Genomic DNA, 14,429 nt, shown 5'->3' with positions numbered 1-14,429 from the left:
TGGGGTGAGCGCGGACAATGAACCGATCGTCCTGCCGCCCTGGAAGGGCGGCGACGGGTCGAACCTCAACCTTACGCGCTGGCTGCCGCAGGGCGACCCGAAAGCGGTGGTGCTGCTCGCGCACGGCTATGCCGAACACGCCGGGCGCTACGCTCATGTCGCCGCGCGGCTGACCGCAGCGGGCCATGCCGTCTATGCCGTCGACCATTGGGGGCACGGCAGGTCGAGCGGGACGATGGGCTATGTCCCGTCCTTTTCCTTTTATCTGGACGGCATGAAGGGGCTGATCGAGCGCGTCCGCACCGCCTGGCCGGGCAAGCCGCGCCTGCTCCTGGGGCACAGCATGGGCGGGCTGATCGCGGCGCTGCTGCTGATCGAGCGCCAGCGCGACTTCGCTGCCGCCGCGCTCTCCGGCCCCGCGATCCTGCCGCCCCAGCCGCCGTCCAAGCCGATGATCCGGATCAGCCGCTTCCTGTCGCGCTATTTTCCCCGCGCCGGGGTGATGAAGCTCGATCCCGCCGGGGTCAGCCGCGATCCCGCGGTTGTCGCCGCCTATCTCGCCGATCCCCTCGTCCATCGCGGCAAGATGAGCGCGCGGCTCGCCGCCGAGATGTTCGACGCGATGGCCCGCGCGCGCGAGGGCGCCGGGGCGATCGCGCTGCCGCTCCTCATTCAGCACGGCGGCGAGGACCGGCTGACCGCGCCCGCCGGATCGCGCTTCCTGTTCGACCATGTCGCGTCGACCGACAAAAGGCTCGAAATCTATCCGGGGCTGTTCCACGAAATCTACAATGAGCCCGAACGCGATGCGGTGCTGGGCGATCTGATCGCATGGTTCGACGCGCATGTGGCAGGATAGATCAAACCCCTCCCCTTCAGGAGTGCGCCATGAAATACCTCCTCATCCTTATCTTCGCGCCGTTGATCGCGCTCGCGCTGCTCTATTTCCTCTTCCCCGGCCGGCTCGTCGCGCTGATGCGCTCGCTCGTGCGGCGGCGCGGGCGGCTGGTGCGCAAGAGCATCGCCGTCGACGGGCGCGTCTGGCCCTATCTGGAGGGCGGCGACCCGTCGAAACCGGCGCTGGTGATGGTTCACGGCTTCGGCGCCGACAAGGATCACTGGAGCTTTTATGCGCGCTGGATGACGCGCGACTATCGGCTGATCGCGCCCGACCTGCCGGGGTTCGGCGAGAATGATCGCGACCCGGCCCTGCCCTTCGACATCGCCAGCCAGACCGCGCGGCTCAAGGCCTTCCTCGACGCGCTCGGGATCGAGCGGCCGCATCTCGGCGGCAACAGCATGGGCGGCTGGATCGCGCTGCGCTTCGCGATCGACCATCCCGATCGCCTCGCCACGCTGACCCTGCTCAACAATGCCGGGGTGCTGGGCGAGAAGGAAAGCGAACTGCAGCGGCTCGCCGCGGCGCGCGACTACAACCCGCTCGTCCTCGCCAATATCGAGGATGCCGACCGGCTCGTCGAATTCGTCGCGCACAAGCCGATGCGCGTGCCCGCGCGCCTCAAACCCGCGGTCTATGCCGACGCGCTGCGCTACCGCGACCTGCTCGACAGGATTTTCTGGGTGATCGCCGACGAGATGGAGGCGAAACCGCTCAACGACGAACTGGCAAAGGTCCGCGTGCCGACGCTGATCGTCTGGGGCCGCCACGACAGGCTGATCGATGTCAGCTGCGTCGCGGTGCTCGAAGCGGGGATCGCGGACAGCCGCGCGCATGTCTTCGACCATGTCGCGCATGTCCCGATGATCGAGGACCCGAAAGCGACCGCCGAGGTCCAGCGCGCCTTCCTTGCCGCGCACGAATCGCCCGCCGCCCGGGCAAATCCGCCGCCAACCGTGCGCTAAGCCCGACGAACCGCGAAATTTTTCGCGCGCAGCTTCGTTGTTCCTTCGACCGCGACGTCACCCAGAATGTCGCCCCGGCCTGTGACGGCCGGCTGATTCTTCCCGGAGCGCTTCCGGGTCGCAAGGGAAGGGCGGAGGCCGCAGGGCGTCCGCCCTTTCTTGTGCCCCGCATCGCGGGCGCCTTTCCCCGCCCGCCCCCGTTGACGCACGACGAATCGCCCCTTGCGAAAGCCGGACCGAGTCGCGTCGGCCGCCGCCGACCATGCGGGTTCATCCCCGCGCCAGCTTCGCGCGCCTAATCTGTCCGCCGGGACATACAAGGAAAGGAACATCATGTTCTGGATCAAGAAACTGACGCTCTCCGCGCTGATCGGTGCGAGCGCCATCGCCGCTCTCCCCGCCGAAGCCGATGCGCGCGACCGTCACCATCGCCACGGCCATTACAGCCATCGCGACTATGACCGCTATCGCGACCACCGCCGCGATTACCGCCGCGACTATTATCGCGACCGCCGCGATTATCGCCCGCGCTATCATTGCCGGCGCGGCAGCGGGACGACCGGGCTGATCGTCGGCGGCGCCGCGGGCGCACTGCTCGGCCGCGAGGTCGATCAATATGGCGACCGCGCGCCCGGCACGATCATCGGCGCCGCCGCCGGCGCGCTTCTCGGCCGCGAAATCGACCGCGGCGGCCGCTGCTGAGACCACTCCCCCTTCCCTTCTTCGTAGGGGAAGGGGGTTTTCGGCGGCGACGGGCCGCTTTGCGCCACCCGCGCGCGATGCTATTCGCACATGCCATGGAAAGGCTCGCCACCTGCCACTGCGGCCAGCTTCGCCTCGCGTGCCTCGGCGAGCCCGCCAAAGTGTCGCTCTGTCATTGCTTCGACTGCCAGCGCCGCACCGGATCGCTGTTCAGCGTCGCCGCCTTCTTTGCGCGATCGCAGACACGGCTGATCGCGGGCACCGCCCAAAGCTACACCCGCCCCTCGGCGAGCGGCTTCGCCGTATCCTTTCATTTCTGCCCCGAATGCGGCTCATCACTGTGGTGGGAGCCCGAGCGGATGCCGCATCTGGTCGGCGTCGCCGCCGGCGCCTTCGCCGACCCCGGCTTTCCGATGCCCGAACAGGCGGTCTGGGCCGACGACGCGCACCCGTGGCTCGCGCTTCCCGCCGAAATCGCCGCGCACGCCAGGAATCCCGTAAAAGCCGCGCCGTCCGATTGACGGTCAGGGGCCGCTCGCCATCGCGGCGAGGCTTTGCGTCAGCGGTTCGAGCACCAGCGTGCCGAGCCGCACGCGCGGTGCCGCCGTCCCCGGCACCGCGGCGACGGCAAAACAGGGGTCGAGCCGCAGCGCCGCCGCCGACGCCTTCGCCGGCCGCACGATATAGCGGCCATAGGGCACTTTCTCGAACAGGAAATAGCCGTCGAACTCGCTCAAGGTCGCCGCGCGCACCCGCCCCTCGGCATCGACGAGCTCGAGGCTCAGCCCCTCGACCGGATTGCCGCCGCCGCGCCGCACCACGCCTTCGATCTCGCCCGCCGCGCGCATCGGCAGCACGATGCGCGTCGCGACGCCCGGGCGCGGGGTGACGACGACGCCGGGCAGCGCGGGCTGGACATAGGGATCGGGCAGGCTGCCCGCGTCGATTCCGATCAAGACCGGGCGCCACGGTTCGAGCCCGTCGACCACCGCCTCGCCGCGCGCGTCGGTCGCCGCATCGAGCGCCATCTGCCCCGCGGTCAGCGGCACCCCCGCGACCGGCGCCTCGCCCGCCTGGCGCACGCCGTCGCCATTGTCGTCCATGAACACATCGGCGAGCAGCTGCCCCCGCCCGCCGAGCTTCTCGCTCGACACGCGCCAGCCGCCGCCGCGCGGGTCGGGGCCGAAGCTGAAGGCGAGCGACAGCGACGCGCCGAGCGATCCGTCGCTCGCTACCTCGCCAAAGCCCGAAAGCTGCAAGCGATTGAAACGGCGCGTATAGCCGACCCCGGCGCGCGCGCGCGCCAGCCCCTCGTCATAGCCCAGCTCGGCGCGCCACTCAGCCTCGCCCGCCCCCGCCCATTCGGCGATCAGCGCAGCGCGCGAATCGCTGCTTTCACCCGCCAGCGCAAAGCGCGCCTCGCCGCGCAGGCGGACGCGCCCGATCCGGGCATTGGCGAGCAGCGTCGCGGTCAGCGTGTCGGGCGGATCGGGGCCGAAGGGCGTGTGGCTCTCTGTCCAGTCGAGCTGGCCGGTGAAGCTCATCGCGCGCGCGCTGACCGATGCGCGTCCGGTCGCGGTCAGGCTCGAAATCCCCGAGGCGCGCGTCGTGTGCGACAGGTCGAAATGGAGCGGCAGCACCCCGCGCCCGAGCGCGAGCGACTGGTCGACCGACAGGCTGTAGAGGCCCGTCACCCCGCCGACGAAGCGGTCCGATACGAAGCCGCCCCATCCGCGCATTGCATCGGCGCGGACATAGGTGTCGCCCACCGCGGCGAGCCAGCTCAGCCGCGCCGCGCGCCCGCCATCGTCGGCATAGGCGCCCGCAGCCTCGATCAGCGACGGCCCGATCGCGCGGCGCAGCGCGAGTTCGGCATAGCTGCGGCGGACATTCTCGATCAGCAGGCTGTGCGCATAGCCCGCGACCGAGGTGCGCGTGTCGAGCCCGCGCTCGATCCCCGCCGTGCCGCGCCAGCCGCGGCGCCAGACCGACGGACGATCGCCAAAGCCGATCAGATCGGTGTCCTCCTGCGCAAAGCCCGCCCAATACCAGGTTTCGCGCGGCGGAATCGAATCGGTTCCGACCTGCAACTGTTTGATCTCGCGTCGAATCTGCCCCTGCGAGCCGTAAAGCACGATCTCGAAGCGGTTCGTCCCATATTGCAGCGGGACGTCGAGAAATTCATAGCGCCCGTCGCCGTTCGGCGTCGCGAAGGCGAGCAATTGCCCGTTGCGATAGAGCTCGGCGTCCCATCCGGCGGGCAGGTCGCCGCGAAAGCTCGTCTTGTCGAACGCGTCGGGACGCTCGACCGGGCGGTTGGTCAGCACCGCCCCGCGCCCGGGAACCGACTGCGCGACGAGCCCCGTCGCGAGCAGATTGACGTCGCCCGCCGCATAATGGGTCGCTCGGAGCGCTCCGAGCAATTGCCCCGCCGGGTCGGTGCGATAGAGCCGCAGGCGCAGGCTGTCGGGAACCCCCTCCTCGTCCGACGCGAGCCGCGCGTCGAAGCTGTGCTTCAGCGCTTCGCCGGCGGCGAAAATCTCGTAGCGCGCCTGAACGTAGGATCCGCCGCGCCGGTCGTCGACCGCCGCCGCCGACGCGACGACATCGACCGACGGCGTCGCCCACAGGCGATAAGGGCGCGTCGCTTGCGGCAGGCTGGCGAGGTCGAAGTCGGCGGCAGGGCGGAGCCCCGCAGCGCGCGCTCGGCGCTCGGCAGCGAGCTGGAACGGCAGCTTTTCGCTGGTGTCGAGGCGCAGCACCGCATTGGGCAGGTCGGCGGCGACCGGGATGCCGAGCCACTCGGTCAGCCGCTCCAGATCGACGCACCATCCCGCCGCAGTATCGCGGATGTCGCTCGGCCCGATGCGGTGGGTTTCAGTGCCCGCGCGCACCGTCGCCGCGTCGCGGTCGATCGTCAGCGTCCGCCGCTCGTCGAGCACCCAGCCACTTGCGCGGCGCAACTTCCTGTCGATCCGCACCGCAAGGTCGAGCGCGAGTATCATGTCGCCGAGGTCGACGCAGACCCCCTGCGGCGTCTGAAACCCGCGCACCCCGCCACCGAGCCGATATTGCCCCGATCGCAGGTCGAACAGCCAGCTGTCGTCGGCGGTCGGCGTCCAGCCGTCGCCGACGACCGCCGCCGGCGCGCTATCGGCCGCTTCGGCGCTGGCGGAACCGAGTCCCGCCAGCGCCAGCGCGGCGACGATCAAGCGCCCCCACCGCATCGCGGCCGCGCAAATCTGTTCCCGGCCCAGAGCCGCCTATTCGACCACCCGATCAGCTTCGTCGATCGTGCCGCCGCCGAGTTCGCGATCCTCGCTGTAGCGGATATGCACCGGCCCCTTGAGCGCGGCGGCAACCTCGGCGGGCACGCGCAGCGACACGCGCCGCGCGGTCACTTCGGGATAGACCGCGATGCCGCGCGCGACGAGCAGCGGCTCGGGCGTGCCCGGCCGCGTCACCTCGATATCGCCATAGACCGATCGCGCGCCGCTGCGCGTCAGGTCGAATTCGAACGCCGGCCCGTCGGCGGTCTCCGCCACCCGCGCGGCGCCGATTTCGGCAGTCGCGGCGAGGTCGCCGACGCGGACGATCACCGGGATGGTGATGCCATAGATCGGGGTCAGCGCGATCGACACGCCGCTGCCGCCGATCGGCTTCGGCTCGGCCGCCGGCGCGGCGTCGGGCACCGCGCGGAACAGCATGTGCGCGCGATACTCGCCCGGCGGCGTCCCCTCGGGCACGCGCACCCCGACGCGGATCACCTGCGGCTGGTTGGGCGGCAGGGTGACGCGGCGCGGGCTGAAGGCGATCATGCCGAGCGCCGCCCTTTCGGCCGCATCGGCGTCGGCCTCGGCGATCTCGTCGAGCCCGCCCGCGGCGGTCATCCGCTTGATCTCCAGGCTGATGCGATAGGTCGCGGGCTCGGCGCCGATATTGTTGAGCACCACCTCGGTGCCGCGCGAACCGTCGAGGACGAGCCGCGTCGGCGCGACCAGCAGGTCGCCCGCGGCGCTCGCCGGAACCGAAGTGAATCCAAACAAGGCAATGGAAAGCAGGCCCGCGGCCCTCAAGACACGAAACATCGTCACGATCCCCACAATCGTCGCCGCGCGGACGCCCCCGCCCGCTCGGCTATTTACCGGAGCTGGTCCGCTCCGCTGGTCCGGCTACCGGACTGCACGAGGATGGTTGATATTTCGCTAACCATGCAAAGACCCCACGAAAAAGGGCCGCCGGCACCCGCCGGCGGCCCTTATCGACCGGCAGACCGTGCGGCCCGCCGTCCCCCCGCCCGAACCTTACTGGTAATTGGCGGTGACGTTGAACGTCCCCGAATAGTCGCCCGCGGTCTGGTTGGCGCCGACGCTCAGCGTGCCGCCGACCTGAAAGCTGCCGCCCGTCGCGCCCAGCGTGACGCTCGCCGCCGAATAGCTCAACGTCGAGGTCATCGTGCCGCCGAGCGAGCCGGTCAGCGTGACGTTGGCATCGCCGCTCACATCGACCAACGCGCCGTCGGTGCCCGCGATGTTGAAATTGGCTGCGGTCGCGGTGCCGGTGCAGGTCAGCCCCGACCCGCAGGTCCGCGCGCCCGCGGTCGATACCTGCACGGTCGACGCCGTCGCGCCGCTGATCACGGTCGCATATTGCAGGTCGCTGGTGTTGGTGAGCGTGATCTGACGCAGGATCTTGGCCTTGGCCGTCCCGGTCGCCGTCGCCGCCTGCGCGGCCGAAGCGTTGAGGGCGAGGGCAGCAATCGCGGCGCCCAGTAGGGCGCGCTTCATTCCAATGGTGCGCATATGATTTGGTCCCTTGATCAATCGAAAGTCGAATGGAAATCCCACCCCATTCGAAGGACCGTCTAGCGCATCACCCGTTCAATCTTTGCCAGCGACCATGGTTAACGGCACGTTAGGGTTCATGCTGATGCGCCAGAACTTTTATTGTTTCCCAATACCTTATGGAAATTTCGCGAAAACGCTGCCGCCGTACGACGATGTCATCGCCCCGCCATGACACAGATGTGCGCCATAGCCGCGCCGATTCGCGGGGCTCAGATTCCCTCGCCCGACAGGCGCTGGCAGATCATGTCGAGCTGGTCGAGCGAGGCGAATCTGAGCGTCAGCGCGCCCTTGCCGCCGCCGCCATATTGGATCGCGACGCCGATCCCCAGCAGTTCGGACAGATGCCGCTCGACCGCCATGATGTCTGGATCGCGCCCGACGCCGTCCATGCTCTTATATTCGAGCGGCGGCCCCCGCCCCCCGCCCTTTTCGGCGCGCACCAGCGCCTCGACCGCGCGCACCGACAGCCCGTCCCTGACCACCTTGCGCGCGATCGCCTCGGCGCCCTCGGCCCCGATCAGCGCGCGCGCATGGCCCATCGCAAGGCTGCCGTCACTGACCAGATCCTGCACCCCGCGCGGCAGGTCGAGCAGGCGCATCAGATTCGCGACATGGCTGCGCGACTTGCCGACGAGCCGCGCGAGCGCATCCTGGCTGTGCCCGAAATCCTCGATCAGCTTGCGATAGGCGTTCGCTTCTTCGATCGCGTTGAGGTCCTGGCGCTGGATATTCTCGACGAGCGCGATCTCATAGGTCGCGGCATCGTCGAGGTCGCGCACCAGCGCGGGGATCTGGTGCAGCCCCGCGCGCTGCGCCGCGCGCCAGCGCCGCTCGCCCGCGACGAGCTGATAGCCCTCGCCGCCCGGGGCGCGGCGGACGATGATCGGCTGGAGCAGCCCGCGCGCCGCGATTGATTCGGCGAGCTCGGCGATCGCCTCCTCGTCGAAACGCCGCCGCGGCTGCCCCGGCAGCGGGCGGATCGCGCCGACCGCTATATGCTGCACCGAATCGCCGGTCGCGCGCGGATCCGCCGCGCGGGCGCCGCCCTGACTCGCGAGCACCGGCGATTCGACCGCGGCATCTCCGAACAGCGCATTCAATCCGCGCCCGAGCCCCGATGGCCGCTTGCGCGCCGGGGACTGGACAGTTTCTTCTTTCTTTTCAGACATTAAGCAGCCTTGCGTATATTGGGCAGGCGATCAATCAGCTCGCGCGCGAGCGCGATATAGGCCGCCGATCCGGGACAGCGATGGTCATAGATCAGCGCGGGGAGCCCGTGGCTCGGCGCCTCGGACAGCCGGACATTGCGCGGGATCACCGTCTCGAACACCACCGGCCCCAGGCATTCGCGCACATCGTCCGACACCTGATCGGTCAGCCGGTTGCGCCGGTCGAACATCGTCAGCGCCACGCCGAGGATGAACAGCTGCGGGTTGAAGCGCCCGCGCACGCGCTCGACCGTGGTGAGCAGCTGGCTCAGCCCTTCGAGGGCGAAAAATTCGCACTGCAGCGGCACGATCAGCGATTCGGCGGCGATCAGCGCGTTCAAGGTCAACATGCCGAGCGACGGCGGGCAGTCGATCAGGCAGATGTCCCACTGCCCCGCTTCGGCGCTCGCCAGCGCCTTTTGCAGCCGGTGCAGCCGGTCCTCATAATCGACCAGCTCGATCTCGGCGCCCGACAGGTCGACCGTCGCGGGAACGATGTCGAGCCGCGGCACCGCGGTATGGATCGCGCATTCGGCGAGCGTCGCATCGGCGCGCAGCAGGTCGTAGCTCGAAAATTCGCGCTGCGCCTGACTGATGCCGAGCCCGGTCGAGGCGTTGCCCTGCGGATCGAGGTCGATAATCAGCGTGCGCCAGCCGGTCGCCGCGAGCGCCGTGGCCAGGTTGATCGCGGTCGTCGTCTTGCCGACCCCGCCCTTCTGGTTCGCCACGGCGATACGGATCATGCTTTTCCTCGCTTTTTCGGCGCGATACGCCCTTGCCCGACCAGGATGCGGCTCTCGGCATCGGTTCGACTATGTTCCACGTGGAACAGACTCTGCCATGCTCGCGGGAGCAATGCCAGTTCCTTAACCGCATTTCGCCCCTTTGGCAGCAGCCAGCGCGTCGATTCGGTGGAAAAACGCGCGGATAAGTCGATCAGCCGGTCGAGCGGCGCAAAGGCGCGCGCGCTGATGGTGCCGGCCGGCCGCGTTTCGACCGCCTCGAGCCGCGCCTCGGCGACCGCGACATGGCGCAATTTCAGCTCGACCGCGACGTCGCGCAAAAAGTCGCACCGGCGCCTCCGCGACTCGACGAGCAGCACCGGCCGCTCCGACAGGATCGCCACCACCAGCCCCGGCAGTCCCGGTCCGCTCCCCAGATCGACCCAAAGCCCCGCGCCGTCGCGGTCGAGGTCCAGCAATTGCGCGCTGTCGGCGATATGCCGCACCCACAGGTTCGGCACCGTCGACGCCGCGATCAGATTCTGCCGTGCATTCTCGGCAACGAGCATCGCCGCAAAGCGCTCGAGCCGTGCCCATTGCTCAGCCGTCGGCGAAAGGACGTCGGCGATCCAATCCCGCGCCTCCGCCTCGCTCGCCAAAACCGCATGATCGGAACTCACCAGCCATCTACCCAAATTTGTCATTCCCGCGGAGTCGCAGACGGCGCGCCGCGCCTCCGCGGGAATCCAGCCTCCTCTTCGCGCCTTTGCGTGAGGTTTTAGGAGCCTTAAGCAAAGGCACAAAGGCGCGAACTACCCGCTGACGCCCCGCTACCGGAGATGCAAGCGACAATCACACAAGGATATGAAGATAGTGGCGCGCGCGCCCATCCCACCGCCGCCCATTTCCGTCACTCCGGACCTTGATCCGGGGTCCATCGGGCGCCGGGCGCCGTTTGAACTCCAAGCAAACATTCCTCTCCCCTCCCGCCTGCGGAAGGGGGTGGGGCGGACAGCGGCGGTGGTCGACGGCGTACCGTAGCGCAACGGGGTCGCGACGCGGCGAAGGAGCCGCCGACATTCACATGTCCCTAACCTCTCTGCGACTAATGAAGTGGTCATGCTTCTGCGGTACGATGATATTATTGATCGCGTATCAGACCGTGCCCTCTGGTGGTTGGATGGCGTTCCGCGATACTGCGCATTTGATCCAGAGCTGGTGATATCTTCCGAAGTTGCTTTGGTGCATACGGAATGCCGGGAATGTCGGACGCGCTACGATGTGGCAGTTTGCCCCCGAGCGCCCTTATTCGCGAACGTGAGGGACCAGGTAGCATTCGAGAACCAAGTGAACGTTGGAGACCCGCCGGTTGCGTGTCATTTACTCGGCGCGCGGTGCGCTGGGGGCGCCACCATGACATCGCTTCAGGTGCGCATACTGGAATATTGGGTTCAAGATCGAGGCACTATTCCGCACATCTGGCGGCGCGAACCAAGTATGGAACGTCCGCTGGCCCATGCCAACTGGGCATCTGGCGGTGACGAAGACCAAGGAGTTTGGGGTCAGATTCTGGACTCGGATCGGATCGAGGAATGGACGCGAGCGCGTCAATCCGGCGACATTGCAGCAATGTGCGGCGTCCTCCAAGCATTCGACTGCGAACGCCCCGCCAAGGTGGCGCATATACTGGACGTCGAGCGTCGCTATCGATTGTTCAAAGACGAAATTTCGGCTCTCAGCATCGAGCGCTTCGGCGGAAATTGAGGGCCCGCCCTCACGTCGAGACGACGACCATAGTGAGACCCGCCGCGGCCTTGGCCCAAATCAGACCAATCAAGCCGCGCGTCGCCGGCTATGCACCATGATCGCGGTCAGCGCCGCCGGGGTCACGCCGTCGATGCGCGCCGCCTGTCCCAGCGTTTCGGGGCGCGCTTTCGACAGCCGCTCGACCATCTCGCGCGACAGGCCGCCGATCGCGGCATAGTCGAGCGCGGGGTCGAGCGCGATCGCCTCGTTCGCCGCGAGCGCGCGCAGTTCGGCGTCCTGGCGCGCGATATAGGGGGCGTAATGCGCGTCCTCGGCGAGTTCGGCGAGGATCGCGGGGTCGATCGCGGCAAGCTCTGGCGCCAGCGCCCCGAGCGTCGCCATCGTCACCCCGGCGTAGCGGAGCAGGTCGACGCGCCGCCGCAGGGTCCCGTCGCCGGGCAGCGCCAGCCCGACCGCCGCATAATCGCTGCTCGCGACCGGCGCGTCGAGCAGCGCCGCGGCGCGCGCGCGTGTCGCCATGCGCGCCTCGAACCGCGCAGCGGTCGCCGGGCGGACGAGCCCGATGTCGATCCCGTGCGGAGTAAGCCGCGTCGCGGCATTGTCGGCGCGCAGCCGCAGCCGATATTCGGCGCGCGCGGTGAGCATCCGGTACGGCTCGGTCACCCCCTGCAGCACCAGATCGTCGACCATCACCCCGATGTAGGAGAGCGAACGGTCGAGGATCAGCGGATCGCGCCCCTGCACCGCCAGCGCGGCGTTCGCCCCCGCGACCAGCCCCTGCGCCGCCGCTTCTTCATAGCCGGTGGTCCCGTTGATCTGCCCCGCGCACCACAGTCCGCCGATGGCGCGCACCTGCAACGTCCGGTCGAGCGCGCGCGGGTCGATATGGTCATATTCGACCGCATAGCCCGGCACGACCATCTCGACCGCCTCGAGCCCCTCCATCGTTCGCAGCATCGCCAGCTGGACGTCGGCGGGAAGCGAGGTCGAAATGCCGTTCGGATAGACCAGGGTGCTGTCGAGCCCCTCGGGCTCCAGAAACACCTGATGCCCGTCGCGGTCGGCGAAGCGGTGGATCTTGTCCTCGATCGACGGGCAATAGCGCGGTCCCGCCGCGCCGATCGCGCCGGTGAACAAGGGCGAGCGGTCGAGATTCGCCGCGATGATCGCGTGCGACTTGGCATTGGTGCGCGTGATCGCGCAGAAAATCTGCGGCACCGTCCGGCCGCTGTTCCACGTGGAACAGGTCCAGCTCGCACCCTCGGCGCTGTCCGACGGCTGCTCGACGAGCCGCGCCCAGTCGATCGTCCGCCCATCGAGCCGCGGCGGCGTGCCCGTCTTGAGCCGCGCCATCGGCAGCTTCGCCGCGCGCAGCTGTTCGGCGAGCCGGTGCGCGCCCGCCTCGCCGATGCGCCCGCCCGCCATCCGTTCCTCGCCGCGGAACAGCCGCCCGCCGAGGAAGGTGCCCGTCGCGAGCACCACCGCGCGCGCCGCGAGGCGCGTGCCGTCGCCGAGTTCGAGCCCCTCGACGCGCGCGCCGTCGTCCGACAGGATCAGCGCGGCGGCTTCGCCCGCCACGACTTCGATCCCCGTCTCCGCCGCGAGCAGCGACTGGATCGCCTCGCGATAAAGCTTGCGGTCGGCCTGAATGCGCGGCCCCTGCACCGCCGCGCCCTTCGACGCGTTGAGCATCCGGTAATGGATTGCGGCGGCGTCGGCGGCGCGCGCCATCCATCCGTCGAGCGCGTCGACCTCGCGCATCAGATGCCCTTTGCCGAGTCCGCCGATCGCCGGGTTGCACGACATGGTGCCGATCAGCGCCGGGTCGAAACTGACCAGCGCAACGCGCGCACCAAGCCGCGCCGCGGCCGCCGCGGCCTCGGTCCCGGCATGTCCCCCGCCGACGACGAGGACATCATATGCTGCGCGATCCTGCATGATGGCGGCGCCCTTAGCTCAAAGATGTGTGCGAATCCACCGCGCTGCGACGGGCGCGGCGTTTCACGTGGAACATCATTTCCCGATGCAAAAGCGGCCGAACAGCGCGTCGAGCATCTCCTCGACCCCGGCGCGGCCGGTGATGCGGTCGAGCGCGCTCGCCGCGAGCCGCAGCCGCTCGGCGAGCAGGATCAGGTCGGCCGCTTCGTGCGAGCCCGGCTCGACGTCGAGCCAGGCCTTCGCTTCGGCGAGTGCGTCGCGCTGGCGCCGGCGCAGCGCCGCCTCGCCCTCGCGCGGGAGCAGCGTGCGCGCCGCGGCGACGATCGCGCGGTGCAGCGCATCCATCCCCTCGCCGCTCGCCGCCGACAGGATCAGATCGCACCGCGCCGCCTCCGCCTCGGCCTGCGCATCGCCGCGCCAGCGGTCGGCCTGCGCGGCGATGCGCAGGCAGCGCGGGTGCGCGGGCGCCGCGTCGGGTGGGCCGAGCCACAGCAGGATGTCGGCCGCGGCGACCGCCGCCTTCGCGCGGTCGATCCCGATCGCCTCGATCGCATCGGCACTGTCCCCGCGCATCCCGGCGGTGTCCGAAAAGCGCATCGCGATTCCGTCGAGCGCGAGCGGCGTTTCGATCACGTCGCGCGTCGTCCCCGCAACCGGCGACACGATCGCCAGCTCTCTCTTAGCTAATGCATTGATAAGTGTAGATTTTCCTGCATTAGGTGGACCCGCGATCACCACCGAAAGCCCCTCGGCGATCACCTCCGCCGCCGGGCGCTCCAGCCATTCGCCCAGCTCCCCCGCCAGCGCCTGCATCGCACTTGCTACGCGATATGCGCAATCATCGGAAAGTTCGACATCCTCCTCATCGGAGAAGTTGAGCTCGGCCTCGACCTGCGCCATCAATCCGAGCAGCCGCTCCTGCCACGCCGCGACCGCGCACGACACATGCCCGCTCGCCATCCCGAGCGCCTGCACCCGCTGGCTCTCGGTCTCCGCCGCCAGCAGGTCGGCAAGCCCCTCGGCTTCGGCCAGGTCGATCCGCCCATTCAGAAACGCGCGCCGCGTGAACTCCCCCGCCTCGGCGCGGCGCAGACCCGGCATCGCCGCGAGCGCCGCCTCGACCGCCGCGACCACCGCGCGACCGCCGTGCAGATGCAGCTCGGCCAGATCCTCGCCGGTCGCGGTCGCGGGGCCGGGAAACCACAGGATCAGCGCGCGATCGAGCGGCGCACCGCCGGCATCCTTCAGCTCGCGGAGCGACGCGCGGCGCGCTTCGGGCACGCATCCGGCAAGCGCGGCGAGCGCCGCCCCCGCCCCTTCCCCGCTGATGCGTACGACCGCGATCGCCGCCGGCGGCATCCCGCTCGACAGCGCGAAAATCG

Annotated in this window: 13 protein-coding genes; 5 read left to right on the top strand and 8 right to left on the bottom strand. The window is 69.1% G+C overall.

What is annotated here, in order from left to right:
* The first annotated feature begins 4 nt into the window (after positions 1–4).
* From CHB69_RS11195 to CHB69_RS11180, 4 genes are all read left to right on the top strand, one after another.
* Positions 5–859 carry an alpha/beta hydrolase gene (locus tag CHB69_RS11195; RefSeq protein ID WP_089216084.1) on the top strand — a complete coding sequence of 285 codons (855 nt, stop codon included), beginning with the start codon at positions 5–7 and terminating at the stop codon, positions 857–859.
* Positions 860–888: 29 nt separating this feature from the next.
* Complete coding sequence (locus CHB69_RS11190) at positions 889–1,863, top strand: alpha/beta fold hydrolase (protein WP_089216083.1); 975 nt, start codon at positions 889–891, stop codon at positions 1,861–1,863.
* A gap of 333 nt (positions 1,864–2,196) precedes the next feature.
* Positions 2,197–2,565, top strand: coding sequence for a glycine zipper 2TM domain-containing protein (locus tag CHB69_RS11185; RefSeq protein ID WP_089216082.1), 369 nt, complete (start codon positions 2,197–2,199; stop codon positions 2,563–2,565).
* Between the two features lie 95 nt (positions 2,566–2,660).
* Complete coding sequence (locus CHB69_RS11180) at positions 2,661–3,086, top strand: GFA family protein (protein WP_089216081.1); 426 nt, start codon at positions 2,661–2,663, stop codon at positions 3,084–3,086.
* A 3-nt stretch (positions 3,087–3,089) separates the two neighbouring features.
* Here CHB69_RS11180 and CHB69_RS11175 read toward each other — a convergent pair whose 3' ends face one another.
* The 6 genes from CHB69_RS11175 to rsmG all read right to left on the bottom strand — a co-directional run bounded on the left by CHB69_RS11175 (position 3,090) and on the right by rsmG (position 10,022).
* Positions 3,090–5,792 (bottom strand): carboxypeptidase-like regulatory domain-containing protein, encoded by a 2,703-nt coding sequence (locus tag CHB69_RS11175; RefSeq protein ID WP_245836722.1) that lies wholly within the window; start codon positions 5,790–5,792, stop codon positions 3,090–3,092.
* Positions 5,793–5,828: 36 nt separating this feature from the next.
* Complete coding sequence (locus tag CHB69_RS11170) at positions 5,829–6,611, bottom strand: fimbrial biogenesis chaperone (protein WP_245836721.1); 783 nt, start codon at positions 6,609–6,611, stop codon at positions 5,829–5,831.
* Positions 6,612–6,869: 258 nt separating this feature from the next.
* Positions 6,870–7,352, bottom strand: coding sequence for a DUF4402 domain-containing protein (locus CHB69_RS11165; RefSeq protein ID WP_245836719.1), 483 nt, complete (start codon positions 7,350–7,352; stop codon positions 6,870–6,872).
* A gap of 269 nt (positions 7,353–7,621) precedes the next feature.
* The gene (locus tag CHB69_RS11160) at positions 7,622–8,581 is read right to left on the bottom strand and encodes a ParB/RepB/Spo0J family partition protein (RefSeq protein ID WP_089216079.1); all 960 of its coding nucleotides are present in this window, start codon (positions 8,579–8,581) and stop codon (positions 7,622–7,624) included.
* Complete coding sequence (locus CHB69_RS11155; protein WP_089216078.1) at positions 8,581–9,363, bottom strand: ParA family protein; 783 nt, start codon at positions 9,361–9,363, stop codon at positions 8,581–8,583. Before CHB69_RS11155 ends, CHB69_RS11160 begins: the two co-directional genes overlap by 1 nt.
* Complete coding sequence (gene rsmG / locus CHB69_RS11150) at positions 9,360–10,022, bottom strand: 16S rRNA (guanine(527)-N(7))-methyltransferase RsmG (protein ID WP_425442415.1); 663 nt, start codon at positions 10,020–10,022, stop codon at positions 9,360–9,362. Before rsmG ends, CHB69_RS11155 begins: the two co-directional genes overlap by 4 nt.
* Before the next feature lie 733 nt (positions 10,023–10,755).
* Here rsmG and CHB69_RS19720 point away from each other — a divergent pair.
* Positions 10,756–11,106 carry a hypothetical protein gene (locus CHB69_RS19720; protein ID WP_141133966.1) on the top strand — a complete coding sequence of 117 codons (351 nt, stop codon included), beginning with the start codon at positions 10,756–10,758 and terminating at the stop codon, positions 11,104–11,106.
* A gap of 69 nt (positions 11,107–11,175) precedes the next feature.
* Here CHB69_RS19720 and mnmG read toward each other — a convergent pair whose 3' ends face one another.
* A complete protein-coding gene (gene mnmG / locus CHB69_RS11145; RefSeq protein ID WP_089216076.1) occupies positions 11,176–13,047 on the bottom strand; it encodes a tRNA uridine-5-carboxymethylaminomethyl(34) synthesis enzyme MnmG in 1,872 nt (623 codons plus the stop codon).
* A gap of 75 nt (positions 13,048–13,122) precedes the next feature.
* Positions 13,123–14,427 carry a tRNA uridine-5-carboxymethylaminomethyl(34) synthesis GTPase MnmE gene (gene mnmE, locus CHB69_RS11140; protein ID WP_281252661.1) on the bottom strand — a complete coding sequence of 435 codons (1,305 nt, stop codon included), beginning with the start codon at positions 14,425–14,427 and terminating at the stop codon, positions 13,123–13,125.
* Positions 14,428–14,429 lie beyond the last annotated feature (2 nt).

The sequence above is a fragment of the Sphingopyxis indica genome (assembly GCF_900188185.1).
Lineage (GTDB): Bacteria > Pseudomonadota > Alphaproteobacteria > Sphingomonadales > Sphingomonadaceae > Sphingopyxis > Sphingopyxis indica.
The sequence above is the reverse complement of the archived record's forward strand: the minus strand, read 5'-3'. Positions and strand labels throughout refer to the sequence as shown.